Annotated in this window: 24 protein-coding genes; 8 read left to right on the top strand and 16 right to left on the bottom strand. The window is 70.0% G+C overall.

From position 1 onward, the window contains the following. The first annotated feature begins 168 nt into the window (after window positions 1-168). Window positions 169-2364: a TonB-dependent siderophore receptor gene (locus tag NRY95_13195; GenBank protein ID UYC14693.1), complete on the top strand. Its 2196-nt coding sequence runs from the start codon at window positions 169-171 to the stop codon at window positions 2362-2364. On the opposite strand, the gene NRY95_13200 is transcribed toward NRY95_13195, so the two are convergent. From NRY95_13200 to NRY95_13225, 6 genes are all read right to left on the bottom strand, one after another. After that, window positions 2352-2636, bottom strand: coding sequence for a hypothetical protein (locus NRY95_13200; protein UYC14694.1), 285 nt, complete (start codon window positions 2634-2636; stop codon window positions 2352-2354). The two genes, NRY95_13195 and NRY95_13200, sit on opposite strands and share 13 nt — an antisense overlap. 216 nt (window positions 2637-2852) lie before the next feature. Beyond that, complete coding sequence (gene lpxK, locus NRY95_13205; GenBank protein ID UYC14695.1) at window positions 2853-3887, bottom strand: tetraacyldisaccharide 4'-kinase; 1035 nt, start codon at window positions 3885-3887, stop codon at window positions 2853-2855. Beyond that, window positions 3887-5635, bottom strand: a complete 1749-nt coding sequence (gene msbA / locus NRY95_13210) for a lipid A export permease/ATP-binding protein MsbA (protein UYC14696.1) — start codon at window positions 5633-5635, stop codon at window positions 3887-3889. Before msbA ends, lpxK begins: the two co-directional genes overlap by 1 nt. Further along, window positions 5632-6054 (bottom strand): biopolymer transporter ExbD, encoded by a 423-nt coding sequence (locus NRY95_13215; GenBank protein ID UYC14697.1) that lies wholly within the window; start codon window positions 6052-6054, stop codon window positions 5632-5634. The genes msbA and NRY95_13215 overlap by 4 nt, the downstream gene beginning before the upstream one ends. Window positions 6055-6058: 4 nt before the next feature. Continuing rightward, on the bottom strand, window positions 6059-6742 hold the full coding sequence (locus tag NRY95_13220) for a MotA/TolQ/ExbB proton channel family protein (protein ID UYC14698.1): 684 nt from the start codon (window positions 6740-6742) through the stop codon (window positions 6059-6061). Next, entirely contained in the window at window positions 6636-9125 is a 2490-nt protein-coding gene (locus NRY95_13225; protein ID UYC14699.1) for a DNA internalization-related competence protein ComEC/Rec2, read from the bottom strand. The genes NRY95_13220 and NRY95_13225 overlap by 107 nt, the downstream gene beginning before the upstream one ends. A gap of 579 nt (window positions 9126-9704) precedes the next feature. Between NRY95_13225 and NRY95_13230 the strand changes: the two genes are divergently transcribed. Then, window positions 9705-10769, top strand: coding sequence for an SDR family oxidoreductase (locus NRY95_13230; GenBank protein UYC14700.1), 1065 nt, complete (start codon window positions 9705-9707; stop codon window positions 10767-10769). Window positions 10770-11228: 459 nt separating this feature from the next. On the opposite strand, the gene lolD is transcribed toward NRY95_13230, so the two are convergent. The 9 genes from lolD to NRY95_13275 all read right to left on the bottom strand — a co-directional run bounded on the left by lolD (window position 11229) and on the right by NRY95_13275 (window position 17751). Then, complete coding sequence (gene lolD / locus NRY95_13235; protein ID UYC14701.1) at window positions 11229-11939, bottom strand: lipoprotein-releasing ABC transporter ATP-binding protein LolD; 711 nt, start codon at window positions 11937-11939, stop codon at window positions 11229-11231. A gap of 37 nt (window positions 11940-11976) precedes the next feature. Then, window positions 11977-13221, bottom strand: coding sequence for a lipoprotein-releasing ABC transporter permease subunit (locus NRY95_13240; protein ID UYC14702.1), 1245 nt, complete (start codon window positions 13219-13221; stop codon window positions 11977-11979). 23 nt (window positions 13222-13244) lie between these two features. Next, entirely contained in the window at window positions 13245-13700 is a 456-nt protein-coding gene (locus NRY95_13245) for a hypothetical protein (GenBank protein ID UYC14703.1), read from the bottom strand. Beyond that, entirely contained in the window at window positions 13651-13899 is a 249-nt protein-coding gene (locus tag NRY95_13250; GenBank protein ID UYC14704.1) for a succinate dehydrogenase assembly factor 2, read from the bottom strand. The genes NRY95_13245 and NRY95_13250 overlap by 50 nt, the downstream gene beginning before the upstream one ends. A 131-nt stretch (window positions 13900-14030) precedes the next feature. Further along, window positions 14031-14813: a succinate dehydrogenase iron-sulfur subunit gene (locus NRY95_13255; GenBank protein UYC14705.1), complete on the bottom strand. Its 783-nt coding sequence runs from the start codon at window positions 14811-14813 to the stop codon at window positions 14031-14033. A 111-nt stretch (window positions 14814-14924) separates the two neighbouring features. After that, complete coding sequence (gene sdhA, locus NRY95_13260; protein ID UYC14706.1) at window positions 14925-16715, bottom strand: succinate dehydrogenase flavoprotein subunit; 1791 nt, start codon at window positions 16713-16715, stop codon at window positions 14925-14927. A gap of 29 nt (window positions 16716-16744) precedes the next feature. Continuing rightward, window positions 16745-17131, bottom strand: coding sequence for a succinate dehydrogenase, hydrophobic membrane anchor protein (sdhD, locus tag NRY95_13265; GenBank protein UYC14707.1), 387 nt, complete (start codon window positions 17129-17131; stop codon window positions 16745-16747). After that, window positions 17128-17520, bottom strand: a complete 393-nt coding sequence (sdhC, locus tag NRY95_13270; GenBank protein ID UYC14708.1) for a succinate dehydrogenase, cytochrome b556 subunit — start codon at window positions 17518-17520, stop codon at window positions 17128-17130. The genes sdhD and sdhC overlap by 4 nt, the downstream gene beginning before the upstream one ends. 60 nt (window positions 17521-17580) lie before the next feature. Next, window positions 17581-17751 carry a DUF1674 domain-containing protein gene (locus tag NRY95_13275; GenBank protein ID UYC14709.1) on the bottom strand — a complete coding sequence of 57 codons (171 nt, stop codon included), beginning with the start codon at window positions 17749-17751 and terminating at the stop codon, window positions 17581-17583. A 38-nt stretch (window positions 17752-17789) separates the two neighbouring features. On the opposite strand from NRY95_13275, the gene NRY95_13280 reads away from it, so the two are divergent. Next, a complete protein-coding gene (locus tag NRY95_13280; protein UYC14710.1) occupies window positions 17790-18662 on the top strand; it encodes a folate-binding protein in 873 nt (290 codons plus the stop codon). 39 nt (window positions 18663-18701) lie between these two features. On the opposite strand, the gene ugpC is transcribed toward NRY95_13280, so the two are convergent. Beyond that, window positions 18702-19820, bottom strand: a complete 1119-nt coding sequence (gene ugpC / locus NRY95_13285; GenBank protein UYC14711.1) for a sn-glycerol-3-phosphate ABC transporter ATP-binding protein UgpC — start codon at window positions 19818-19820, stop codon at window positions 18702-18704. 412 nt (window positions 19821-20232) lie between these two features. On the opposite strand from ugpC, the gene zwf reads away from it, so the two are divergent. The 5 genes from zwf to NRY95_13310 all read left to right on the top strand — a co-directional run bounded on the left by zwf (window position 20233) and on the right by NRY95_13310 (window position 26224). Continuing rightward, window positions 20233-21696 carry a glucose-6-phosphate dehydrogenase gene (gene zwf, locus NRY95_13290; protein ID UYC14712.1) on the top strand — a complete coding sequence of 488 codons (1464 nt, stop codon included), beginning with the start codon at window positions 20233-20235 and terminating at the stop codon, window positions 21694-21696. After that, window positions 21693-22700: a glucokinase gene (gene glk / locus NRY95_13295; protein UYC14713.1), complete on the top strand. Its 1008-nt coding sequence runs from the start codon at window positions 21693-21695 to the stop codon at window positions 22698-22700. The genes zwf and glk overlap by 4 nt, the downstream gene beginning before the upstream one ends. After that, window positions 22697-23416, top strand: a complete 720-nt coding sequence (locus NRY95_13300; GenBank protein UYC14714.1) for a 6-phosphogluconolactonase — start codon at window positions 22697-22699, stop codon at window positions 23414-23416. Before glk ends, NRY95_13300 begins: the two co-directional genes overlap by 4 nt. Before the next feature lie 137 nt (window positions 23417-23553). Then, window positions 23554-25470, top strand: a complete 1917-nt coding sequence (gene edd, locus NRY95_13305) for a phosphogluconate dehydratase (GenBank protein ID UYC14715.1) — start codon at window positions 23554-23556, stop codon at window positions 25468-25470. 100 nt (window positions 25471-25570) lie between these two features. Continuing rightward, a complete protein-coding gene (locus NRY95_13310) occupies window positions 25571-26224 on the top strand; it encodes a bifunctional 4-hydroxy-2-oxoglutarate aldolase/2-dehydro-3-deoxy-phosphogluconate aldolase (protein ID UYC14716.1) in 654 nt (217 codons plus the stop codon). The last annotated feature ends 36 nt before the right edge of the window (window positions 26225-26260 follow it).

The raw sequence follows: 26260 nt of genomic DNA on the forward strand, positions 1-26260 counted from the left end.
TCACGAAATTCGAACATGAATTGATCTTTCCCTGCGATTTATTGAGAATAGTTCGTATTCGCCATGGACCAGCAGCCGGCCGTTGCCGGTTGTGTCGCCGCAGCGCGCCGTGCGGCTCGGCGCTGCGCCCATGGCCTCTCGCCTCCCTCCATTCTATAGACCCCGCCGATGAACCTTCCCGCCCAGTCCAAGTGGTCCGCCGCCCAGCCGACCTTTGTCCGCGTTCGCCGTCAGGCGCTGTGCCTGGCCCTGGCCGCCCTGCTCGCACCACTGGCGGCCAGCGCCGCCGCCGCGGAAGCGGCAGCGGCCGCCGATGCGGCGAGCGACGCCGCCAGCGCGCCGAAGCTGCTGGACAAGCTCGACGTGGTCGCGCAGCGCGCCGACGGCTACACCGCGCCGGCCAGCGCGACCGGCACCGGCCTGCTGCTGACTCCGCTGGAAACCCCGCAGTCGGTGAGCACGATCGGCCGCGAGCAGATGGACGATTTCGGCCTGGACAACGCCAATGCGGTGCTGGCGCTGGCCACCGGGGTCAACGTCGAGAAGATCGAGACCGACCGCACCTACTACACCGCGCGCGGCTTCGACATCCTCAATTTCCAGGTCGACGGGCTGGGCCTGCCGTTCACCAACGGCGGCGCCGAGGGCGACCTGGACACGGCGATGTACGAGCGCGTGGAGGTGCTGCGCGGCGCCAACGGCCTGCTGTCCTCGACCGGCAACCCGTCGGCGACGATCGACTTCGTGCGCAAGCGCCCGACCAAAGACCTGCAGGGCAGCGCCGGCGTGACCGTGGGCAGCTGGAACACGCGCCGCGTCGACGCCGACCTGTCCGGACGCCTCAATGCCAGCGGCAGCGTGCGCGGGCGCATCGTCGCCGTCGGCCAGGACGGCGACAGCTACCTGGACCGCTATGCGCTGAAGAAGCGCAGCTTCTACGGCATCGTCGAGGCCGACCTCGGCGACAGCACCCGCCTCAGTGTCGGCGCCAGCTACCAGAAGAACGACTCCACTGGCGGCATGTGGGGCGCGCTGCCGCTGTTCTACAGCGACGGCAGCGCCACCGACTACGCCCGCTCCACCAGCACCTCGGCCAACTGGTCGTACTGGACGACGCAGGACAAGCGCGCGTTCGTGGAACTTCAGCAGGCATTGGGCGCCGACTGGCAACTCAAGGTCGCACTGAACTACCGCAAGCTCGACGACGATAGCCAGCTGTTCTACGTCTACGGCACTCCGGACCGCAGCACCGGCCTCGGGCTGTACTCCTATCCGTCGCAGTACAACAGCGAAGAGACACAGAAGTACGCCGACGTCTACGCCAGCGGCCCGTTCGCGCTCGGCGGCCGCGAGCACGAACTGGTGGTCGGGGTGAAATGGGGCCGGGTGCAGGCCGATCAGCTGTCGTGGTACGGCAACGACATCGGCACCGCCCTGCCGGCGCTGGAGGACTGGACCGGCGACTACCCCAAGCCGAGCTTCGACGCCTATTCCGACAGTGCCGACTTCGACATCACCCGCCGCAGCGCCTACGCCACCGCGCGCTGGAATCTGAGCGACGCGCTGAAGCTGATCACCGGCGTCAACCACACGCAGATCGAGAGCCGCGGCCAGAACTACGGCGTGCAGCACGCCTACGACGACAGCAAGACCACCCCGTTCGTCGGTGCGGTCTACACCTTCGATCCGAACTACGCGCTGTACGCCAGCTATGCGGAGATCTTCAATCCGCAGACCGAGCTGGACCGCAACCTGCAGGTACTGGACCCGATCACCGGCAGCAACGCCGAACTGGGCATCAAGGGCCAGTGGCTGCAGCAACGCGTCAACGCCTCGTTCGCCCTGTTCCGGGCCAAGCAGGACAACACCGCCGAAGCCGACACCTACGTCGGTACGCTGCAGACCTACAAGGCGGTGGACGCCACCTCCACCGGCTACGAGTTCGACCTCGCCGGCCGGCTCGGCGACCACTGGCAGCTCAACGCCGGCTACACCCAGCTGAGCCTCAAGGACGACGCGGGCCACAACGTGCGCACCTACGTGCCACGCCGCACCTTCAAGCTCGCCACCACCTACACCGTTCCGCAGTGGGAAGCGCTGAAGCTGGGCGCGACGCTGACCTGGCAGGGCGACATCTACCGCGATCAACAAACCCTGGACACCAGCGGCAACGAGATCTTCACCCGCCAGGACAGCTATGCGCTGCTCGGGCTGATGGCGCACTACGATTTCACTCCGCAGTTCAGCGCCACGCTCAACGTCTACAACGTCACCGATCGCAAGTACATCAACAGCCTGTACTGGGCGCAGGGCTATTACGGCGCACCGCGCAATACCGCGCTGTCGCTGAACTACAGGTTCTGAGCGGGGGTGCGCGGCGGACATCGCGATGCGGCGATGTCCGCCTTGCCGAACGGCGCTGGCGAGCGCTGCAAGCCGCTCCTCGGCACGCGACCAAGAGCAGGCGTTTCAGCGGCAGAGGCGTGTTCGAGGTCGGCGGCAATCCAGTCGGCCACGGCCCGGAAACGAACAACAGGCCTGCCTGCAGGCGGGACATGCGGCAGCAGCTGCGCATGGGCCGCCACGTCAGCGGCCTGCGCGTGGCAGCGCTCGCGATGATGGCGCGATGCGGGCATGCCCATAGATATTCGGTTGCTGCGCGCGACCGGGACAGCACTAGCGACGCATTGCGACACAGCGAGCTGTGGCCCCAATCGAGGTGTGCTCGCGACCGAACCAGGCGCCCCCCCCGACAGCCGAGGCCGTCGGGCTGGCCGCATGCAACAGGGTCTCGGCCCCCTGCACCGCCACTCTCAGTCTCCGCTGGCTGCGCATGAGCGTAGCCAGCGCCGCTATTCGATGGCGTCGCCGCTGCGCCCGCGCAGCTTGTCCAGCCGGTCGAGCAGGCCGATCCAGAACGCGGCCGGCAACTCCGCCAGCAGCGGCACGCTGAAGCACCAGTCGTTGACCAGCGCCGCGCACTTGACCGCGTCCTTCTCGGTCATCAGCACCGGCAACTCGCTGCCGAACGACAGGTCGGCGGCGCGGTAGCGGTGATGGTCGGGAAACGCGTGCGGCACCACGCCGATGCCATGCGCGCGCAGCATGTCGAAGAAGCGCTGCGGATGGGCGATGCCGGCGACGGCGTGCACGCGCTGCCCGGCGAAGCTGCGCAAGGCGCGCGCGCGGCCGCCCTGCAGCGGCTGCGCGCTGTCGATGCGCAGGCGCATCGCCCACTCGCCGAACCCGGCCTGGACCTCGCCGACATCGCTGGCCTGGCCCAGGTTGATGACCCGGAAATCGCATTCGCGGCCGCGCGCCACCGGCTCGCGCAGCGGCCCGGCCGGCAGCAGGCGGCCGTTGCCGTAGCGGCGCTGGCCGTCGACCACTTCGATCTCGATGTCGCGCTGCAGCCGGTAGTGCTGCAGGCCGTCGTCGCAGACCACGATGTCGCAGCCGGCCTGCAGCAGCGCGCGCGCGGCGGCGACGCGGTCGCGGTCCACCCGCACCGGCGCGCCGGTCTTGTGCGCGATCAGCACCGGCTCGTCGCCGCCCAGTTCCGGCGTGGTGCCCGGTTCGATCCAGCGCGCGACCTGGTCCTGGCTGCGGCCATAGCCGCGGGTGGCCACGCCCGGCGTCCAGCCGGCGTCCTGCAGCTTGCGCACCAGGGCGATGGTCAGCGGGGTCTTGCCGGTGCCGCCAGCGGTGAGGTTGCCGACCACCACCACCGGTACCGCGATGCTGTGGCGCTTGCGCCAGCCGCGCCGGTACAGCGCGCGGCGCAGGCCGATCGCCGCCGCGTACAGCGGGGTCAGCAGCTGCGCGTACAGCGGCGGCGTGCCCTGGCCATACCAGTAGCCAGGCGTGTGTGGCCCGCGACCGCTCATCAAGGCTGCCTTTCGCGGAACTGCATGCTGTGCAGGTGGGCGTACAGGCCGCCCTGGGCGAGCAGCGCGTGATGGGTGCCGCGCTCGACGATGCGGCCGTGGTCCATCACCAGCACCTGGTCGGCATGTTCGATGGTGGACAGGCGGTGCGCGATGACCAGCGTGGTGCGCTCGGGCATCAGCCGGTGCAGCGCGTCCTGCACCAGGCGCTCGGATTCGTTGTCCAGCGCGGCGGTGGCTTCGTCCAGGATCAGGATCGGCGCGTCGCGCAGGATCGCGCGGGCGATCGCCAGGCGCTGGCGCTGGCCGCCGGACAGCAGCGCGCCGTTCTCGCCGACCGGTGTGCGCAGCTGCAGCGGCAGCCGCTCGATGAACTCCCAGGCGTTGGCCGCCTCGGCCGCGGCGCGGATCTGCGCGTCGCTGGCCTGCGTGCCGTAGGCGATGTTGGCGGCGATGGTGTCGTCGAACAGCATCACCCGCTGCCCGACCAGCGCGATCTGGCGGCGCAGGTCGTGCAGGCGATAGTCGTGCAGCGGCACCCCGTCCAGGGTGATGCGGCCGCCGCTGGGTTCGTAGAAGCGCGGCACCAGCCGCACCAGGCTGGTCTTGCCGCTGCCGGAGCGGCCGACGATGGCGGTGACCGTGCCTGGCTTGGCGCTGAAGCTGATGTCGTCCAGCGCCAGGCCGCTGTCCTGGCGGTAGCGCAGCATCACCTTGTCGAACGCCAGTTCGCCGCGCACGCGCTGCACCGACACGGTGCCGGTGTCGCGCTCCTCCGGCGTGTCCAGGATCGAGAACAGGCGCTCGGCGGCGGCCACGCCGCGCGAGATCGAGGTCTGCACGCTGGTCAGGCGGCGCAGCGACGGGATGATCGCCATCATCGAGGTCATCAGCGCCATGAACTGGCCGGCGTTGAGGCGCCCGGCCAGCGCCTCGCGGGTGGCGACCCAGACGATCGCCGCCAGCGCCACCGCGGCCAGGAACTGGACCATGCTCGAGGCCAGCGCGCGGGTGGTCTCGACCTTCATGTTCAGGCCCAGCATGCGGTTGGCCAGCGCCGCGTAGTAGCTGATTTCCAGGGCCTGGGTGCCGTGCACCTTCACTTCCTGCTGCGCCCCGAGCGACTGCTCGGCGCGTTGCGCCATCGAGCCCATGCCGTCCTGGATGCCGCGGCTGATCTTGCGGTAGCGCTTGCCGACATAGGACACGATGACCCCGATCAGCGGCGCCACCACCAGCAGCGCAAAGGTCACCTTGACGCTCATCTGCAGCATCACGATCAGCATGCCGATGATGGTCAGGGTGTCGGCCACCAGCGTCTTCAGCGCATCGGAAGCGGCCTGGGTGACCTGCTCGGTGTCGAAGTTCAGGCGGCTGACCATCACCGGCGTGGCCTCCACGTCGAAGTGCGAGGACGGCAGGTGCAGGTACTTGGCCAGCACCTGCTCGCGCAGGTCGCGCACCACGCTGCGCCCGGTGCGCGCCATGCAATAGTCGCCGACGAAGGTGGCGACGCTGCGCATCAGGAACAGGCCCAGGATCGCCATCGGCAGCAGCACCGCCATGCGCGCCTCGGGATTGACGAAGCCGCGGTTGACCAGCGGATCCATCAGCCGGGTGAAGAAATAGCCGGCGGTGGCCTCGACCACCATCGCCACCACCGCCGCGGTCAGCATCGCCCAGTAGGCGTGGGTATAGCCGAGCAGCCGACGGTAGATCGGCCAGACCGGTGCCGACTTCACGCTCACTGTTTGACTTCCGGCGCGGTGGCGATGGCGATGCGGCGGAAGCCGAGCTGGCCCAGCGCGTCCTGCGCGGTGACCACGGCCTGGTAGGGAGTGCGCGCATCGGCGCGCAGCAGCACCGGCTGCTCGCGGTCGTCGCCGGCGACCTGGGCGATGCTGCGCTTGACCGACTCCACGTCGGTGCGCAGCACTTCCTGGTCGTTGATGAAATAGTGCCCGTCGGCATTGACCAGCACGCTCAGCGCGCGCGGCGGCGCCGGGTTGTGCTGGTCGCTGGCGTTGGGCAGTTGCAGCTGCAGCGTGGAACGGGCGTCGAAGGTGGTGGTCACAACGAAGAAGATGATCAGGACAAGGATGACGTCGATCAGGGGCACCAGGTCGATCTGCGGCTCGTCCTGGCCGCGGTCGTCGCGGATCCGCACCGGCTCAGCCCTTGGCCGGCGCAGCGGCACCGCCGCGCGGGGCCGGGCGCGACGCGGCCGGCGCCGGCGTACCGGCGCGGCCGTGGCCGTGGCCGTCGAGGACGTCGCTCAGGGCCGTGGCTTCGCGCTCCATTTCGATGATGTAGCCGGCGATGCGGCTCTTGAAATAGCGATGGAACACCAGCGCCGGCACCGCGATGATCATGCCGGTGGCGGTGCACACCAGCGCCTTGCCGATCCCGCCGGCGAGCTGGTTCACGTCGCCGACGCCGTGGTCGAGGATGCCCAGGAACATCTGGATCATGCCGACCACGGTGCCGAGCAGGCCGAGCAGCGGCCCGGCCGAGGCCACCGTGCCCAACGCGTTCAGGAACCGCTCCATGCGATGCACGACGTGGCGGCCGGTGTCCTCGATGCGTTCGCGGACGATCTCGCGCGGCCGGCTGCGCACGTCCAGCCCGGCGGCGAGCAGCTCGCCCAGCGGCGAATTGCGCCGCAGCGACTCGATATGGGTCGGGTCGAGCTTGCCGCGGGTGGCCCAATTGCGCACTTCCTGGCCCAGTCCCGGCGGCAGCACTTCGCTACGGCGCAGGCTCCAGAACCGCTCCAGGACGATCGCCAGCGCGACCACGCCCAACAGCAGCAACGGCACCATCGGCCAGCCACCGGCCTTGACCAGTTCCCACACGTTGCAACCCTCCGGCACGTTCGGCCGTTCGTTCACTGGCCGATAGGATAGCAGCCGCCCGCACCCGCTCCGCGGCGTCCCACAGCCGCGCCCGCCACGGCCGCCGCTCGCGCAGCTGCAGGCCGGCGCGTCCCAGCCACACGCGCAGCGCGCCGCCCTGCGGGGTGGTCGCGACTTCGGCGCCGGACGCCTGCCAGCGCGCCACCACCGCCGCGCGCGGATGGCCGAAGCGGTTGCCCTGGCCGGCCGAGATCAGCACCAGCCGCGCGCCGGTGGCGGCGACGAAGGCCGCCTGCGAGGAATGCGCGCTGCCGTGATGCGGCGCCAGCACCACGTCGGCGCGCAGGTCCTGCGGCGCCTGCCGCAGCAGCCGGCCCTCGACGGCCTCGCCGATGTCGCCGGTCAGCAGCATCGCGCCATGCGCGCTTTCCACCCGCAACACGCAGCTGGACTCGTTGTCGAGATAGGGAAAGCCCGGCGCCGGATGCAGGAAGCGGAAACGCACCCCGTCCCACTCCCATGCGGTTCCGGCCAGGCACGGCCGGTCCACCCGTACCGGCGCACCGGCCGGCGCCTCGGCCAAACCGACCGGCAGCGCCGCGCGCACCGCCTCGAAGCCGCCGGCATGGTCGTTGTCGCCATGGCTGATCACGGTCCGGTCCAGGCGCGCCACGCCGAGCGCGTGCAGCGTCGGCACCACCGCGCGCTCGCCGGCATCGTAGCCGTCCTTGATCGCCGGGCCGGCGTCGTACAACAGCTGGTGCTGCGCAGTGCGCACCAGCACCGACAGCCCCTGGCCGACGTCGATCATCACCAGTTCCACCTCGCCCGCCACCGGCCGCTCCAAAGGTGGCCAGAACAGCGGCAACCACAGCAGCGCCGCCAGCGGCTTGCCCGGCACCGCGCGCGGCAGCAGCACCCAGAACGCGCCCATCAGCGCCAGCGGCAGCGCCCAGTCGCGCGCTTCCGGCAGCCACCACAGCGCGAAGCGGCTTTCGCCCAGTGCGGTGAACAGCGGCCAGCTCAGTTCGAAGCACGCCGCCGCCGCGCGCCATGCCCACACCCCGGCGCCGGCGTGCAGCGCCTCCAGCGCGGTGCCGAGCAGCGCCAGCGGCACCACCACCAGGCTCCACCACGGGATCGCCAGCAGGTTGGCGAACGGGCCGGCCGCGGAGGCCTGGCCGAACAGCATCGTGCTCAGCGGCAGCAGGCCCAGCGTGGCCACGCCCTGCGCCGACAGGAATTCGCGCAGTTTGTCGCGCCAGCCGCTGCCCGCGACCGGCATGCACCAGGCCAGCCAGGCCACGCCGAGGAAGCTCAGCCAGAACCCGGCCGACAGCACCGCCAACGGATCGAACGCGAGCATGACGATCGCCGCCAGCGCCAGCGCATCGACCACCCGCACCGGGCGCCGCCACAGCCGCGCGGCCACGACCACCGCGATCATCAACGCGGTGCGCACGGTGGGCAGGGCCATCCCCGACAGCACGGTGTAGCCGCCGGCGCCGAGCACCGCCAGCAGCGCGGCGGCCTGGCGGCGCGGCCAATGGCGCCCCAGCCGCGGCCAGAGCCGCCACAGACCGGCGCCGAGCAGTGCGAACGCGCCGGCGACCAGGCCGACATGGAAGCCGGAGATGGCGATCAGGTGGGTCAGGCCGGCGGCGCGCAGGAGGCGCCAGTCGCGATCGTCCAGCGTGCGCGTGTCGCCGAGCGCCAGCGCCTGCACATAGCGCGCCGACGCGCTCGGCACGACCGCGGCGATGCGCGCCGACAGGCGCTCGCGCCAGGCATCGATACCGTGCCCCGGCGCCAGTTCGACGGCCGCGTGCGGCGCGGTCACGTAGCCGCTGGCGCTGATCCGCTGCGCCAGCGCGTACGCCTCGGCATCGAAGCCGCCGGGATTGCTGAGCCCGCGCGGTGCGCGCAGGCGCACGCTCAGACGCCAGCGCGCGCCGGCGTGCAGCGCCGTGCGCGGCCCGGGCAGCTGCGCCCCGAAATCGTCGTACCAGGCCAGTTGCAACAAACGCCCGCGCAACGGCGCCGGCTGCGCGGGATCGGCATCCACCCGGAACATGAACCGCGTGCGCCGCACCTCGGCCTGCGGCAGCTCCACCACCTGCCCCTGCAGCGTCGCCACGCGCTTCTCCCAGTCGGCGGGCAGTTGCCGCGCCAGCACCAGGCCGGCGATCAGTCCCAGCCAGCCGCACCCCACGGCGAAGGCACCCAGCCAACGCCAGCGCGGCATGCCGACACAGGCGGCGATGCCGCCGAGCAGCAGGGTCAGCGACAACGGCCACGGCGCCAGCTTCGGCAGCCAAAGCGCTGCCAGCACACCGGCGGCGAGGCTGGTGGCGACGCCGATGCCGAACGGTGCCACCGCCATGCCGCGCCAAGGCGCCGGCGTCGTGGATACCGATCCCGCGCAGCCGGCGCCGTTGCGTGGGCGTTTGTTGCAAGGCGTCGGCATGGACGCTGGCGCCATGCGCTCATGGCCACTCGCGGATGCGGGACACGGCTGCATACGATCGCCACTCCTTTGGCGCGGACAAAACCCAGATGGACACACGACGGCCGGGTTCGCGACCGACTACGACCAGCGCGACGAGAACCGCATCGCCAGCCTCGCGCACCGATCGTGCGTACGCTATCGGCCAAGCACCGGGCTGCGCGTAGGAATTCGCCTCGGCCCGCCGAATCGCCGGCCAGCTCAACGGCCGCATGCCTGCCCACAACGCTGCAGGCGAGGCGGCGCTGCGCGCGCCATGCAGGCATGGCACGCGTTCCAACAGGCCATGAGCCAATGAGCTCGGCGCGAAAGGCGGTACAGCATGCGCCGCGGTGCCGCGCCCCGGCTGCATCGGTGCCACGACGCCGCGGTCCGGTACGCGCCGCCTGGCCACTTCGCCGCATGTTCATCGGCATGCGGCTAGCGTGCACGGTCCACATCGAAGGAAATCCGCGCATGCGCAAGGGCACCGCACTGGTGGTCGGGGTCACCGGCATCTCCGGCTACAACCTGGCGAACGTTCTCGTTGCCGAAGGCTGGACCGTCTATGGGCTGGCGCGCCGCCCGGTCGCGCAGGAAGGCGTGATTGCGGTCGCGACCGACCTGCTCGACCGCGACGCGACCATCGCCGCGCTGCGTGGGTTGCCGGTCACCCATGTGTTCTTCTGCACCTGGACGCGGCGCGACACCGAGCAGGAAAACGTCGCCGCCAACGGCGCGATGCTGCGCCACCTGTGCGAAGGCCTGGACCGCACGGCGCTGCAGCACATGGCGCTGGTCACCGGCACCAAGCACTACCTGGGTTCGTTCGAGCACTACGGCAGCGGCAAGGCGGAGACGCCGTTCCGCGAGAGCGAGCCGCGCCAGCCGGGCGAGAATTTCTACTACACGCTGGAAGACCTGCTGTTCGACGCCGCCGCGCACCACGGTTTCGGGTGGAGCGTGCACCGCTCGCACACCATGATCGGCCAGGCCAACGGCAGCAACACGATGAACATGGGCGTGACCCTGGCGGTGTACGCGACGCTGTGCAAGCACCGTGGGCAGCCGTTCGTGTTCCCCGGTTCGCGCGCGCAGTGGGACAGCCTCACCGACCTCACCGACGCCGGCCTGCTCGGCCGCCAGCTGGCCTGGGCCGCGACCAGCCCGGCCGCGCGCAACCAGGCGTTCAACACGGTCAACGGCGACGTGTTCCGCTGGCGCTGGATGTGGGGCGAGATCGCCGCGTTCTTCGGCCTGGAGGCGGCACCGTATCCGGATGCGCCGATGCCGCTGCAGCCGCGATTGCAGGACACCGCGCCGGCGCAGTGGCGCGAGATCGCCGGACGCCATGGGCTGGTGCAGGCGGACGTGAACCAGTTGGCGTCGTGGTGGCATACCGATGCCGACCTCGGCCGCGAGATCGAATGCGTCAACGACATGACCAAGAGCCGCGACCTCGGCTTCCTCGGTTACTACGACAGCCGCGCGTCGTTCCTGGAGCTGTTCGCGCGGCTGCGTGCGCAGCGGGTGATTCCCTGAGCGAGCGCGGCATCGTCGGCTGAGCTGCTGCCGCGGGGGGATGGGCGGTGCAGGATCGTCGAATAGATAGGCTTTCGGGTGGTCTTCATACGGTTGGCTGCCCTCGTCGTGGGAGCGGCTCCGCATGGTCTTGGCCCATCAGCCCATCGGTTCCGCGATCGGACAAACGCCGACTTCGCTCGTCGCGGCTGAAGCCGCCTACAGTGGCTTGCGGCCGACTGGCTGGGTGCACTGTGGGAGGGACTTCAGTCCCGACTGTTTCCGAAGCCGGATGGCTGGACGGCTCCGCCCGTCGCGACTGAAGTCGCTCCCACGGTGGCTTGCGGCCGACGTGTCGGGTGCACTGTAGGCGGCTTCAGACGCGACCGATCGCCGAAACCGCCATGCTCCCGGGATGCATGGGCGTGACCGACGGGCCGCGGCCATGCCGGCGCGCATTCCACGCCGGCATGCCTGCCGCTACACCTCGGCAGGCGCCAGTTCGCGCAGCTTGCCCTGGTGCAGTTCCAGCACGCGGTCGAGCTTGCGCGCCAGGCCGCGGTCGTGGGTGACCAGGGCCAGGCTGGTGCCGTGCGCGCGGTTGAGCTCCAGCATCAGCGCGAACACGTTGGCCGCGGTCTTGTCGTCGAGGTTGCCGGTCGGCTCGTCGCCGAGCACGCAGGCCGGGCGGTTGACCAGCGCACGCGCCACCGCCGCGCGCTGGCGCTCGCCGCCGGACAGTTCGCCGGGCTTGTGCTCCAGGCGATGGCCCAGGCCCACCGATTCCAGCAGGGCGCGCGCACGCGCGTCGGCGTCCTTGACCGCGGCGCCGCCCAGCAGCACCGGCATCATCACGTTCTCCAGCGCGGTGAATTCCGGCAGCAGGTGATGGAACTGGTAGACGAAGCCCAGCGAGCGGTTGCGCAACTGGCCGCGCGCCGCGTCCGACAGCGCCGACATGCGCTGCCCGGCCACATACACCTCGCCAGCGGTGGGCACGTCGAGGCCGCCGAGCAGGTGCAGCAGCGTGCTCTTGCCGGCGCCGGACGCGCCGACGATGGCCACGGTCTCGCCCGGCGCCACCGCCAGGTCCAGCCCGTCGAACACCGGCGTGCGCATCTTGCCCTCGGCATAGGTCTTGCCCAAGCCCTCGGCGCGGATCGCCGCCTCCGCTCGCTGTGGCTTTTGCATATCCGAATCCCCAATCCCCAATCCCGACTCCCGGCCCTCACTCATAACGCAGGGCCTCCGCCGGTTGCGTGCGCGCGGCGCGCCAGGCCGGATACAGCGTGGCCAGGAAGCTCATCAGCAGCGCGACGAGGGTGATCACCACCACGTCGTGCGGCTGCATGTCGGTGGGCAGGCCGGTGATGTAGTACACGTCCTCCGGCAGCAGCTTGATGTTGAACAGCGCCTCGATGCCGGCCAGGATCCGCTCCAGATTCAAGGTCAGCAGGATGCCGCCGATCACCCCGGCGACGGTGCCGAACACGCCGATCAGCGTGCCCTGCACCATGAACACCTGCATCACCCCGCCCGGGCTCAGCCCCAGCGTGCGCAGGATGGCGATGTCGGCCTGCTTGTCGGTGACCAGCATCACCTGCGAGGACACCAGGTTGAACGCGCCCATCGCGATGATCAGCGACAGCAGGATGCCCATCACCGTCTTTTCCATCTTCAGCGACTGGTACAGGTTGGCGTTCTCGCGGGTCCAGTCGCTGACCATGTACGGGCCGTGCAGGTTCAGTGCCAGGTCGCGCGCCACGTTCCAGGCCAGGTCCATGTCGTACAGCTTCAGGCGCACGCCGGTGACGCCGTCGCCCATGCGCAGCACGCGCTGCATGTCCGCCATGCTGGTCACCGCCAGGCCGCGGTCGATCTCGTTGTAGCCGGCTTCGAAGATGCCGCTGACGGTGAAGCGCTTGTAGCGCGGCACCATGCCCATCGGGCTGGCCTGCGGTTCGCCGAGCATCACCACCACCTTGTCGCCGACGCCCACGCCCAGCCACAGCGCCAGTTCCTGGCCGAGCAGGATGTTGTAGGAACCGGGGGTCAGGCTGTCGATCGAGCCCTGCTTCATCTTCTGCGCCAGCACCGAGACCTTGGCCTCTTCGCTGGGCAGGATGCCGCGCACGATCGCCGGCTGGTTGCGCTGCCCGGTGAGCAGCGCCTCCTCTTCCACGTACGGCGCGGCGCCGGCCACGCGCGGATCGCGCGTGGCCACGTCCACCGCGTGCTGCCAGTCCTGCATCGGCGCGCCCTGCGCGCTGACCGTGGCATGCGCGGCCATCTGCAGCAGGCGGTCGCGGATCTCCTTCTGGAAACCGCTCATCACCGCCAGCGTGGTGATCAGCACGGTCACGCCCAGGGCGATGCCGAGGATCGAGGCCATCGAGATGAAGGAGATGAAGTTGTTGCGGCGCTTGGCGCGCAGATAGCGCAGGCCGATGGCCACGGGTAAGGGTTTGAACATGCGCAGCCACCATCCAGGGAGCGCTATGGTGCCATCTGCGGCGGCGCAGACGAAGCGGCACGGGCCTGAGCGGCCAGACGCAGTTCACGTCGTGCCGCCGCCGGCAGCGTGTCCGGCCACCAGGCCAGGCGCCCCACCCGGCCATCCGCGTCGCGCCAGCGCACGAAGGCCAGCGGCCCGCGCCAGTCCACCTGCAACGCCGCCAGCGGCTGGCCGTCGAGGCTCGCCGTCGCGCTGCCCTGTGGCGGGATCAGCAGCGCGCGCGGTGCGCGCCGGGCTTCGCGGCGCAGCAGCCACGCCGCATACAGCGCGGCCAGCGCCGCCACCGGCCAGGCGCAACCGCGCGGCATGTCCGAGCCCAGGATCGACAGCGGCGCCAGTACGCTCAGCAGCGCCAGCGCCGCCAGCAGCCAGCGCGAAGGGCGCCACTCAAGCCGGCATGGCGCGGATGGCAGCGATGAGATCGGCGGCGCGTGCATCGGGACAAGCCTCGTAGCCCATGAACCAGCGCCACAACTTATCGTCCTCGCAGTCGAGCAGGTATAGGAAAACCCCGCGCTCGGCTTCGGACGCCTGCGCCCAGCGCCGGTCCAGGTAGCGCCCGAACAGCTGGTCCAGTTCGCGCATGCCGCGCCGGCAGCGCCAGCGCAGCTTCTTCAGTTCGGTGGCTTCGTCCATCATCGCATCGCACCCTTGCCTGGTGGACGGACGCCTTGCCTGGCGACCGTCGAAAACGCGCGCGGCACCGAACCCGAGAGCCGGTGCCGCGCAGTGGACGGGCGTGCCCGTCGTGGTGAAGCGCTAGCCGATCAGGCGCGACGCGCCATCATCAGCTTCTTGATCTCGGCGATCGCCAGCGCCGGGTTCAGCCCCTTCGGGCAGGTCCGCGCGCAGTTCATGATGGTGTGGCAGCGGTACAGCTTGAACGGATCTTCCAGATCGTCCAGGCGCGCACCGGTGTCCTCGTCGCGCGAGTCGATGATCCAGCGGTAGGCCTGCAGCAGGATCGCCGGGCCCAGGTAGCGCTCGCCGTTCCACCAGTAGCTCGGGCAGCTGGTCGAGCAGCACGCGCACAGGATGCATTCGTACAGGCCGTCGAGCTTCTTGCGGTCTTCCGGCGACTGCAGCCGCTCGCGGTCCGGCGGCGGCGGGGTCTGGGTGCGGATCCACGGCTTGATCGACGCGTACTGCGCGTAGAAGTGGGTCAGGTCCGGCACCAGATCCTTGATCACGCTCATGTGCGGCAGCGGATAGATCGGCACTTCGGCCTTGTCGCAGTCGGCGATCGCCTTGGTGCAGGCCAGCGTGTTGGTGCCGTCGATGTTCATCGCGCACGACCCGCAGATGCCCTCGCGGCAGGAACGGCGGAAGGTCAGGGTCGGATCGATCTCGTTCTTGATCTTGATCAGCGCGTCCAGGACCATCGGGCCGCACGCGTCCAGATCCACCTCGTAGGTGTCGGTGCGCGGGTTGCTGTCGTCGTCCGGATTCCAACGGTAGACCTTGAAGGTACGAGCATTCTTCGCGCCGGTGGCGGGAAAGTGCTTGCCCTTGCCGATCTTGGAATTCTTGGGGAGGGTGAACTCTGCCATGGCTTTAAAATCCGGGAATGGGGATTGGGGAATGGGGAATGGGAAGCAGGGGCGAAGAGCGCAGGCGCTTTTTTCGATTCCCCATTCCCGATTCCCGTTTCCCGGCTTTGGTCAGTAGACGCGCGGTTTCGGCGGCACCACGTCGACGTCCTTGCTGAGCGTGTACATGTGCACCGGGCGGTAGTCGAAGCTGCACTGGCCCTTGTCGTCGACGGTGACCAGGGTGTGCTTCTGCCAGTTGACGTCGTCGCGGTCCGGGAAATCCTCGTGCGCATGCGCGCCGCGGCTTTCCTTGCGTTGCTCGGCCGAGTTGATCGTCGCCACCGCGTTGAGCAGCAGGTTGTTCAGCTCGTAGGTCTCGATCAGGTCCGAATTCCACACCAGCGAGCGGTCGGAGACCTTCACGTCCTCGAAGGTGGCATAGATCTCGGCCATCTTGTCGACGCCTTCCTTGAGCGTCTTGCTGGTGCGGAACACCGCCGCGTCGGACTGCATGGTGCGCTGCATCTTGTCGCGGATCACCGAGGTCGGGGTGCCGCCGTTGGAATTGCGCAGCTTGTCGAGCAGGCCCAGCGCCTTGTCGCAGGAATCGCTGGCCAGGGTCTTGTGCGGCGCGCCGGTCTTGATCGTCTCGGCGCAGCGGTTGGCCACCGCACGCCCGAACACCACCAGGTCCAGCAGCGAGTTGGAACCCAGGCGGTTGGCGCCGTGCACCGACACGCAGGCCGCTTCGCCGATCGCGTACAGGCCGGGCACCACCGCATCGGGGTTGTCGCCGTCCTTGCGCACCACTTCGCCGTGGTAGTTGGTCGGGATGCCGCCCATGTTGTAGTGCACGGTCGGGATCACCGGGATCGGCTGCTTGGCCACATCGACGCCGGCGAAGATGTGCGCGCTCTCGGCGATGCCGGGCAGCTTCTCGTTGATCACTTCCGGGCCGAGGTGGGTCAGGTCGAGCAGGATGTGGTCCTTGTGCTCGCCGACGCCGCGGCCTTCGCGGATCTCGATGGTCATCGAACGCGACACCACGTCGCGCGAGGCCAGGTCCTTGTAGTGCGGCGCGTAGCGCTCCATGAAGCGCTCGCCGTTGCTGTTGCGCAGGATGCCGCCTTCGCCGCGCACGCCCTCGGTGATCAGGCAGCCGGCGCCGTAGATGCCGGTGGGATGGAACTGCACGAACTCCATGTCCTGCATCGGCAGGCCGGCGCGCATCACCAGGCCGCCGCCGTCGCCGGTGCAGGTATGCGCGGAGGTGGCGCTGAAGTAGGCGCGGCCGTAGCCGCCGGTGGCCAGCACCACGCCGTGGGCGCGGAACAGGTGCAGCGAGCCTTCGGCCATGTCCAGCGCGAGCACGCCGCGGCACACGCCTTCGGCGTCGAAGATCAGGTCGAGCGCGAAGTACTCGATCATGAAGCGCGCGTTGTGCGCCAGCGACTGCTGGTACAGCGTGTGCAGCATGGCGTGGCCGGTACGGTCGGCGGCGGCGCAGGTGCGCTGCGCGGACGGGCCTTCGCCGTACTTGGTGGTCATGCCGCCGAACGGACGCTGGTAGATCTTGCCGTCCTCGGTGCGGCTGAACGGCACGCCGTAGTGCTCCAGCTCGATGATCGCCGGGATCGCCTCGCGGCACATGTACTCGATCGCGTCCTGGTCGCCCAGCCAGTCCGAGCCCTTGATGGTGTCGTAGAAGTGGTAGCGCCAGTCGTCCTCGCCCATGTTGCCGAGCGCGGCGGAGATGCCGCCCTGCGCGGCCACGGTGTGCGAACGGGTCGGGAAGACCTTGGTCAGGCACACCGTCTGCAGGCCCTTGGCGGCCAGGCCGAAGGTGGCGCGCAGGCCGGCGCCGCCGGCGCCGACCACGACCATGTCGTACTTGTGTTCGGTGATCTTGTAAGCGGACATCTAGTTTGAATTCCTGTTCCGGGCGCCGATCAGGCGCTGCCCAGCGCGATGCGGGCGACCGCGAATACACCGACGATCGCACCGAGCACGGCGACGAACTTCACCGTGGTCTGCAGCGCCAGGGCCAGCAGCGAGTTGTGCACATAGTCTTCGAGGATCACCTGCAGGCCGATCTGCGCATGCCAGAACATCGCGACCAGGAAGCCGACCAGCAGCACCGCGTTCCACGGCTTGGCCACCGCCTCGGTGGCGGTGACGTAGTCGGCGCCGAGCAGGCTCAGCACGAACACCAGGAACCAGATGGTGAGGCCGACCAGCGCGGTGGCGGTGAGCCGCTGCAGCACGAAGTGCTCGGTGCCGGACTTGGCGGCACCCAGGCCGCGCACGTTCTTCAACGGGGTGCGATAGCGGTTCATGCGGCGGCTCCGATGAGCACGTAGGCCCAGATCAGCGCGACGAGCACCAGGCTGCCGATCACCGACAGCCAGCTGTTGCGCACGAAGGCGGGGATGCCGAAACCGTGGCCGAAGTCCTGCACGATGTGGCGCAGGCCGTTGCACAGGTGGTAGGCGAAGGCCCAGCTCCAGGCGAACAGGAACAGCTGGCCGTACCAGGCGCCAGCCATGCCGCGGAAGCAGTTCCAGGAGGCCGGGCCGAGCATCAGCACCAACAGCGCGGCGGCAATGATCAGGGCACCGACCGACAGGACGATGCCAGTGGCTCGATGCAGGATCGAGGTCACCATCTGGATCTGCCAGCGATAGACCTGCAGGTGGGGGGAAAGAGGACGTTCGCGGGTCGCCATTCGCTGGGCTCGTTGTCTCGGCTGGGCGGCGTGCTTAAGGCCGCGTTGGCTCAAAGCTGCTCAAAAATCGATGCAGCGTCCGTTTTTCTCCCAGTCGCCGTAGCGCGTCGGCTCGAGGCCGCCGCGACCGCCGATTTCCCGCGGCGCAGGCGTCGCTTCCGGAGTGTTCTCCTCGGCGGGTCGCTGCGTTTCGGGATCGGGCTCGGGTGTGGGGGTTGGTTGGCCTATCATGCGGGTCTCACAACAGCGTAATTTTAGTCCTCCCCCTCGTGCCTGACAACCTGAATCTCACTTCCGCCGGTTTTTCCGCGCTCCCAGACCTGCAATACGTGGCGTTGAGCGGCGCGGATGCAGTCGCTTTCGCCCAGGCGCAGTTCGCCAACGACGTGCAGGCGCTGCGCAACGGCCACTGGCACTGGAACGCCTGGCTGAGCGCCAAGGGCCGGGTGATCGCGCTGTTCGCGCTGCTGCGCCGCGCCGACGACGCCTTGCTGGTGCTGCTGCCGGACGGCGGCGCGGCGGACCTGGCCACGGCGCTGAACCGCTTCGTGTTCCGGCGCAAGGTGCGCATCGCCGCGCACGACGGCCTGCACGCCTACGCGCGCCTGGCCGCGCCCGCGCATGCGCAAGGCGCGGCGCTGGCCGAACGCGACGGCGGGGCGATCGAACTGGACATGGGCGGCGACGGCCTGCCGCGCACGCTGCTGCTGGTCCCCGCTGCGCAGGCCGCGCCCGTCGCCGCCGATCATGCCTTTGCCGCCGCCTGGCGGCACGCCGACCTGCGCCTGGGCCTGGCCCGGCTCGATCCCAGCCAGCGCGAGCAATGGACCCCGCAGCAACTGGCGCTGGACCGGCTGCACGCGTTCAGCGTGAAGAAGGGCTGCTATCCGGGCCAGGAGATCGTCGCCCGCACCCATTTCCTGGGCAAGGCCAAGCGCGCCCTGCAATTGCTGGAGGTGGACGGCGTGGCCGAGCTCGGCGCGCAGGTGCTGCGCGACGGACAGGCGCTGGGCAGCGTGGTCAGCGTCGCCGGCGCGCTGGCGCTGGCGGTGCTGCCGCTTGAGGAGGTGGCGCCGACCGGCTTGTCCATCGGCGCGCATCCGGCGCACTGGCAGCCGCTGCGCGACGGCCTGGCGCGCTGAGTCCCGCAGCCCAAGGCTCTTGCTTTGGGCTTGGTTCGGTTACGAGTCCCGAGTCCCGAGTCCCGAGTCCCGCGCCTCCAAACGCTCGCCGCTTTCAGGATCGAAGAAGTGGAGCGCCTCGCCGCGCACCGCCACGCGCAGGCGTTCGCCCAGGCCCGGCAGCGTGCGCGGCGCCACCCGCATCACCAGCGGCTGGCTGCCGTAGCTGAGGTTGACGAAGATCTCGTTGCCGACCGGCTCGATGACCTCGACCGTGGCCTCGAACCCGCCCTGCCCGTCCTCGCTGGGCTGCAGGTGCTCGGGGCGCACGCCGATCGCGATCGGCCGGCCCAGCCATTGCCGCGCGACATGCGCGCCGTGCAGCGGCACGCGGCTGGCGTCGGCCAGCTGCAGCTGCTGCAGGCCCCCCTCTTCGAGCAGCTGGCCCTGCAGCACGTTCATCGCCGGGCTGCCGAGGAAGCCGGCCACGAACAGGTTGGCCGGGCGGTCGTACAGCGCCATCGGCGTGTCGATCTGCTGGATCCGCCCGTCCTTGAGCACCACGATGCGCTGGCCCAGGGTCATCGCCTCGACCTGGTCGTGGGTCACGTAGATCATCGTGGTGCCGAGCTTGCGGTGCAGCTGCGCGATCTCGGTACGCACCGAGTGGCGCAGCTTGGCGTCCAGGTTCGACAGCGGCTCGTCGAGCAGGAACACCGCCGGCTCGCGCACCAGCGCGCGGCCCAGCGCCACGCGCTGGCGCTGGCCGCCGGACATCGCCCGCGGCAGCTTGTCCAGCATCGGGGTCAGGCCCAGGGTGTCGGCGGCGGCGGCGACGCGGCGCGCGATCACGTCCTTGCTCTCGCCGCGCAGCTTCAGCCCGAACGCCAGGTTCTCGGCCACGGTCATGTGCGGGTACAGCGCGTAGCTCTGGAACACCATGGCGATGTCGCGGTCCTTCGGCGCCACGTCGTTGACCACGCGTTCGCCGATGCGCAGCTCGCCGCCGCTGATCTCCTCCAGCCCCGCGATCATGCGCAGCAGGGTGGATTTGCCGCAGCCCGAGGGCCCGACCAGCACCATCAGTTCGCCGTCGGCCACTTCGAAGCTGGCCCCGTGCACGGCGACCTGGCCGTTGTCGTAGACCTTGCGGATGTTGTCCAGTTGTACTTTCGCCATGGTGCGGTATCCGGTTTCCGGCAGGAGAGACGGGCTGCCGCCGGTCCCTCCCGAAGGCAGTGCATACGAATGCGGTTCGCATCGTGCCAGCGACACAGGCAACAATGGGAGCGCAATGCGGTATTCTGCCATGTAACCGTTTTCACGGGGCAACATCGACGCCTGGGAGGGCCTGCGATGCGAACCGCCAGCCGCCGCCGTCCGGGCGTGCGCCGAGCGCCCGCTCTGATGCTTGAGGCATTAGACAGGTATGCTCAGAGGTCTGGCAGTCGTATTCATCTCCCGGATCGTGCGGTCCCGCCTGGCGGTCGTCATCGCTATGCCCCCGCGCGAGCTGCAGGACGGATACAGGCCGCTTCCGCCGCTTGCTTACCAACGCCACGTCACTACTAGCCCCCAGGTGATCGACGAAATGTCACCCGAAACCGAAAACCGGTCGATGCACGATACCTTCCTGTTGTTTGGCGCCACCGGCGATCTGGCCCAGCGCTACCTGTTCCCGTCGCTGCTGCGCATGCTCGACGACGGCTTCCTGCCGGAAGATTTCCGCATCCGTGCGCTGGCGCTGTCGCCGCACGACACCGCCAAGTTCCACGAGATCCTCAAGCCGCGGCTGCAGGCGGCGATGCCGCAGGTCAGCGAGGCGGTCATCCAGTCGCTGCTGGATCGCATCGACTACCGCTCGGTGGACCTGCGCAATGCCGAGTCGGTGGCCGAGGCGGTGCGCGAGCTGGCCTCGCGCAAGTGCGTCAGCTACCTGGCGATCCCGCCGGGTCTGTACATCAGCACCTGCCAGGGCCTGGCCCTGGGCGGCGCGCTGGCCGCGCCGAACCGGCTGATGCTGGAGAAGCCGATCGGCCACGACTCGGCCAGCGCGCGCGAGATCCTGCAGGCGATCGGCGCGCTGATCGACGAAGACCGCGTGTTCCGCCTGGACCACTACCTGGGCAAGGCCGCGGTGCAGAACCTGATCGCGCTGCGCTTCGGCAACACGCTGCTGGAGGCGGTGTGGAACCGCAACTACATCGAGTCGGTGGAGATCCTGGTCGCCGAGAGCGAGGGCGTGGACGGCCGCGACGCCTACTACGCGCGTTCCGGCGCGCTGCGCGACATGGTCCAGAGCCACATCCTGCAGCTGCTGTGCCTGGTGGCGATGGAGCCGCCGGCCTCGCTGGAGGCGGACCGCATCCGCGACGAGAAGGTCAAGGTGCTGCGCGCGCTGCGTCCGCTGCAGGCCGCGCACGCCGCGCGCGACAGCGTGCGCGGGCGCTACACCGCCGGCACCATCAACGGCCAGCAGGCGCAGGCCTACCAGCCGCCGGAAGGCAGCGACGTGGAGACCTTCGTCGGCGTCACCGCCTACATCGACAACTGGCGCTGGGCCGGGGTGCCGTTCCGGCTGTGCACCGGCAAGCGCCTGGCCGAACGCACCACGCGCATCGTGGTCACGCTCAAGCCGGTCACCCACTGGCTGTTCGAGCGCCCCGACGCGAAGCACGTGGCGCCGAACCGGCTGACCTTCCAGCTGCAGCCGCAGGAGAACATCGAACTGGGCCTGATGAGCAGCCTGGCCGGTCCGGAATGGGGTGCGCTGGAACTGCAGCCGCTGGAACTGGAACTGTCGGTGCCGACCGGCCTGCATCGCCGCATCGCCTACGAGCGGCTGATGCTGGACGCGCTCAACGGCAACCACGCGCTGTTCGTGCGCGACGACGAAGTGCGCGCGGCCTGGGCCTGGATCGACAGCGTCAGCGACGCCTGGGCGCAGGCGCACCTGCCGCTGCTGCCCTACCCGGCCGGCAGCTGGGGGCCGCAGGAGGCCGAACGCTACGTCTCCGCCGACGACGCCAGCGCCGTGCAGCGGGACGCGTCATGAGCGCGCCGCTGCGGCCGGTGCTGGTCGCCGACATCGGCGGCACCAACGCGCGCTTCGCACTCGCCGACCTCGACGCGTCCACGCCGTTGCTCGACGACAGCACCCAGACCTATGCGGTGGTGGAGTTCCCGTCGCTGGGCGACGCGGCGCGCCACTACCTGCAGCAGACCGGCGTGGACGCGCGCAGCGGCGTGTTCGCCGTGGCCGGGCGGGTGGACGGCGACGAGGCGCGGATCACCAACCACCCGTGGGTGATCTCGCGCTCGCGCACCCGCGCCATGCTCGGCTTCGACGACCTGCACCTGATCAACGATTTCGCCGCGCAGGCGATGGCGATCAGCCTGCTGCAGCCGCAGGACGTGGTCCAGGTCGGCGGCGCGGCGTGGCAGCCGGCGCCGGTCGCCACGCCGCGCAACTACGCGGTGATCGGCCCCGGCACCGGCCTGGGCGTCGGCGGCCTGCTGACCCGCGGCGGCCGTTGCATCCCGCTGGAGACCGAGGGCGGCCACGTCAGCTTCCCGCCGGGCACGCCCGAGGAGATCCGCATCCTGGAGCTGCTGTCGCAGCAGTTCGGCCGCGTGTCCAACGAACGCCTGATCTGCGGCCCCGGCCTGGTCAACATCCATCGCGCGCTCAGCGAGATCGCCGGCGACAACCCCGGCCCGCTGCAGCCGGAAGACATCACCGCCCGCGCCGAGCAGGGCGACTACCGCGCGATGCGCACCATCGACGTGTTCTGCGCGGTGTTCGGCGCCATCGCCGGCGACCTGGTGCTGGTGCAGGGCGCCTGGGACGGCGTGTTCCTGACCGGCGGCCTGGTGCCGAAGATGCTCGACGCGCTGCAGCACTCCGGCTTCCGCCAGCGCTTCGAGCACAAGGGCCGCTTTTCGTCGATCATGGCGCGGGTGCCGTCGCTGGCAGTGACCCACCCCCGTCCCGGTCTGCTCGGCGCCGCCGCCTACGCGGTCGATGCCGAGCGGCAATCCCCAGGAGTCGTTGCATGAGCCCCACGTTGTCCGATCGCATCACCCTGATCCGTTACGACGATCCCGACGAATGGATCGACGCGGCGGCAGCCGAGATCGGCGACGCGCTGCGCGGGGACATCGAACTGCGCGGCAGCGCGCGGCTGCTGCTGTCCGGCGGCACCACCCCGGCGCCGGTGTACCAGGCGCTGGCCGAATTGCCGCTGGACTGGAGCAAGCTGGAAGTGGGCCTGGTCGACGAGCGCTGGCTGTCGCCGCAGGACAGCGACAGCAACGCGTATCTGGTGCGGCAGAGCTTCCTGGAGCGTGCCGAAGGCGCGCGCTTGGAGCCGCTGGTGCGGGTCGGCAAGCCGCTGCAGGAGTGCGTGCACGCCGCCAACCTGCATGCGCAGCATGCGCCGGCCGCGTGCATGGCGGTGCTCGGCATGGGCGGCGACGGCCACACCGCGTCGCTGTTCCCCGGCGCCACCGACCTGAACAAGGCGCTGGCCAATCCCCTGCCCTACGCCGCGCTGGACGCCACGGGCTGCCCCGGCGCCAACACCTGGCCGCTGCGCATCACCCTGACCCCGGCCGGCCTGGCGCCGATCGGCCAGCGCATGCTGCTGCTGCGCGGCAAGCAGAAGCTCGACGTGCTCGAGCGCGCGCTGGCCGGCAGCGATCCGCACGAATTCCCGATCCGCGTCGCCTTCGACACGCCTGGTGCGCGCTTGCGCGTGCATTGGTGTGAGTGAGGCCGGGACTCGGGACTCGGGACCGGGGACTCGTAACAGCCCATCGCTGCTGCATTCCCGCTCTTTCGAGTCCCCAGTCCCGAGTCCCGAGTCCCGAGTCCCGACCACATCCCCACACTTCATAGCCACGTCAGCCAATGAGCCTGCATCCGAAAATCCACGCGATCACCGAACGCATCCGCGCGCGCAGTGCGCCGTCGCGGCGCGCCTACCTGGCCGGCATCGATGCCGCCTTGCGCGACGGCCCGTTCCGCAGCCGCCTGAGCTGCGGCAACCTGGCGCACGGCTTCGCCGCCTGCGGCCCGACCGACAAGAGCCGCCTGGAAGGCGGGATCACCCCGAACCTGGGCATCGTCACCGCCTACAACGACATGCTGTCGGCGCACCAGCCGTTCGAGCACTACCCGGAAATCATCCGCAGCACCGCGCGTGCACTGGGCGCCACCGCGCAGGTCGCCGGCGGCGTGCCGGCGATGTGCGACGGCGTGACCCAGGGCCGTCCCGGCATGGAGCTGTCGCTGTTCTCGCGCGACGTGATCGCCCAGGCCACCGCGATCGGCCTCAGCCACGACATGTTCGACACCACCCTCTACCTGGGCGTGTGCGACAAGATCGTGCCCGGCCTGCTGATCGGCGCGCTGGCCTTCGGCCACCTGCCGGCGGTGTTCGTGCCGGCCGGGCCGATGACCCCGGGCATTCCCAACAAGCAGAAGGCCGAGGTGCGCGAGCGCTACGCCGCCGGCCAGGCCACCCGCGAGGAACTGCTGGCCGCCGAATCGGCGTCCTACCACGCGCCCGGCACCTGCACCTTCTACGGCACCGCCAATTCCAACCAGGTGCTGCTGGAAGCGATGGGCGTGCAGTTGCCCGGCGCCTCGTTCGTCAATCCGGGCACGCCGCTGCGCGACGCGCTGACCCAGCAGGCCACCGAACGCGCGCTGCGCATCACCGCGCTGGGCAGCGATTTCCGCCCGCTCGGCCGCATGATCGACGAACGCGCGATCGTCAACGCCGCGGTCGCGCTGATGTCCACCGGCGGCTCCACCAACCACACCATCCACTGGCTGGCGGTGGCGCGCGCGGCCGGCATCGTGCTGACCTGGGACGACCTGGACGAACTGTCGCAGATCGTGCCGCTGCTGACGCGCGTGTATCCCAACGGCGAGGCCGACGTGAACCATTTCGCCGCGGCCGGCGGCGTGGGCTTCGTGTTCCGCGAGCTGATGGACGCGGGGCTGATGCACGACGACCTGGCCACCATCGTGCCCGGCGGCATGCGCGCCTACGGCGACGAGCCGTGCGTGCAGAACGGCGCGCTGGCCTACGTGCCGAGCCCGGCCAAGAGCGCCGACGAAAGCGTGGTGCGCCCGGCCTCCAATCCGTTCGAGGCGCAGGGCGGATTGCGCCTGCTGCGCGGCAATCTCGGCCGTTCGCTGATCAAGCTGTCGGCGGTGAAGCCGGAATTCCGCACCATCGAGGCGCCGGCCGTGGTCATCGACGCGCCGCAGGCACTGAACAAGCTGCATGCCGCCGGGGTGCTGCCGCACGACTTCGTGGTGGTGCTGCGCTACCAGGGCCCGCGCGCGAACGGCATGCCGGAACTGCATTCGCTGGCGCCGCTGCTGGGCCTGCTGCAGAACCAGGGCCGGCGCGTGGCGCTGGTCACCGACGGCCGCCTGTCCGGCGCCTCGGGCAAGTTCCCGGCCGCGATCCACATGACCCCGGAAGCGGCGCGCGGCGGCCCGATCGCGCGCGTGCGCGAAGGCGACATCGTGCGCCTGGACGGCGAGGCCGGCACCCTGGAAGTGCTGGTGGATGCCGCCGAATGGGCGGCGCGTGCGCTGGCGCCGAACACCGCGCCGGCCGCGCACGACCTGGGCCGCAACCTGTTCGCGATCAATCGCCGCGTGGTCGGCCCGGCCGACCAGGGCGCGATCTCGATCTCCTGCGGCCCGCCCGCGGCCGACGGCGACGACTGGAACTACGACGCCGAGTACGACCTGGGCCGCGGCAGCGAGGCCGCCGACGCACCGCACGAGGCAAAGGACGCGTAAGCCTGCGGCCCGACCGGCGCCATCGGCGCCATGCCCCTCCCCCCGCGTCGGCCGCCTGCGGCCGACGCACTTCCGCCATCCTCGCGACTACGAGATTGCCATGACGATTGCCGACCACCAGAACGAAGCCGAACACCTCCTGCGCGCCGCCGGCATCCTGCCGGTGGTGACCGTGCACAGCCTGGACGAGGCGCGCCGCGTTGCCGCCGCGCTGCTCGAAGGCGGGCTGCCCGCGATCGAGCTGACCCTGCGCACGCCGGTGGCGATGGACGCGCTGGCGATGCTCAAGCGCGAACTGCCGGACATCAGGATCGGCGCCGGCACGGTGCTGACCGAAACCCAGCTGCAGCAGGCGATCGACGCCGGCGCCGATTTCATCGTCACCCCGGGCACGCCGCCGGCGCTGGCCGACGCGCTGGCGCGGGCGCCGCTGCCGGTGGTGCCGGGTGCCGCCACCCCGACCGAACTGCTGGCGCTGATGGCGCGCGGCTTCCGCGTGTGCAAGCTGTTCCCGGCCTCGGCGGTCGGCGGCCTGGCCATGCTCAAGGGCCTGGCCGGCCCCCTGGCGGACCTGAAGCTGTGCCCCACCGGCGGCATCGGCGAGAGCACCGCGGCCGAGTACCTGGCGCAGCCGAACGTGGTCTGCATCGGCGGCTCGTGGATGGTGCCGAAGGACTGGCTGGCCAACGGTCAGTGGGACAAGGTGCGCGAGAGCGCGGCGAAGGCGGCCGAGATCGTCCGCGGGACTCGGTAAAGTCGGGACTCGGGACTCGGGACTCGGGACTCGAAA

The organism is Xanthomonas campestris pv. phormiicola, from assembly GCA_025666215.1.
Taxonomy (GTDB): domain Bacteria; phylum Pseudomonadota; class Gammaproteobacteria; order Xanthomonadales; family Xanthomonadaceae; genus Xanthomonas_A; species Xanthomonas_A campestris_A.